The organism is Pseudoalteromonas sp. P1-9 (assembly GCF_001399975.1).
Taxonomy (GTDB): Bacteria; Pseudomonadota; Gammaproteobacteria; order Enterobacterales; family Alteromonadaceae; genus Pseudoalteromonas.
Window position 1 is genome coordinate 1 of sequence record NZ_LKBD01000134.1, and the last position, 517, is coordinate 517.

A 517-nucleotide genomic window follows, 5' to 3' on the forward strand; every position below is an offset into this window, starting at 1 on the left:
TGGAGGGGTTCCCGAGCGGCCAAAGGGATCAGACTGTAAATCTGACGGCATTGCCTTCGATGGTTCGAATCCGTCCCCCTCCACCACTTACTCTTGACGGTTAGAGGTAGTTAAGAACAGGTTCCGAAAGCGGGCATCGTATAATGGCTATTACCTCAGCCTTCCAAGCTGATGATGCGGGTTCGATTCCCGCTGCCCGCTCCAGTTTCTGGTGTGCTGATATAGCTCAGTCGGTAGAGCGCACCCTTGGTAAGGGTGAGGTCGGCAGTTCAAATCTGCCTATCAGCACCAGTATCGAGTTAAACCTTTCTTAAATATTTCCACTTCCTTTAATTTGTCATAAACTTATTCAATTATTTGAATACGTCTGCGCTTGTTGTAGACACTTTTACATGTAATTTTAGTTATATAACTTTATAGGTTCCGTCATGGCAAAAGAAAAGTTTGAACGTTCGAAACCGCACGTAAACGTAGGTACAATCGGCCACGTTGACCACGGTAAAACAACTCTAACAGC

The 517-nt window shown here is 45.6% G+C and carries 1 protein-coding gene and 3 tRNA genes; all 4 read left to right on the top strand.

All coding sequences use genetic code 11. The annotated features are described in order from the left end of the window. Position 1: 1 nt before the first annotated feature. Positions 2–86 (top strand) — tRNA-Tyr (locus AN214_RS21885). Between the two features lie 43 nt (positions 87–129). Next, positions 130–204 (top strand) — tRNA-Gly (locus AN214_RS21890). Positions 205–215: 11 nt separating this feature from the next. Next, positions 216–291, top strand: a tRNA-Thr gene (locus AN214_RS21895). A gap of 137 nt (positions 292–428) precedes the next feature. Continuing rightward, positions 429–517: GTP-binding protein (locus AN214_RS22365; protein ID WP_021438671.1), on the top strand; the 89-nt coding region annotated here is incomplete at its 3' end.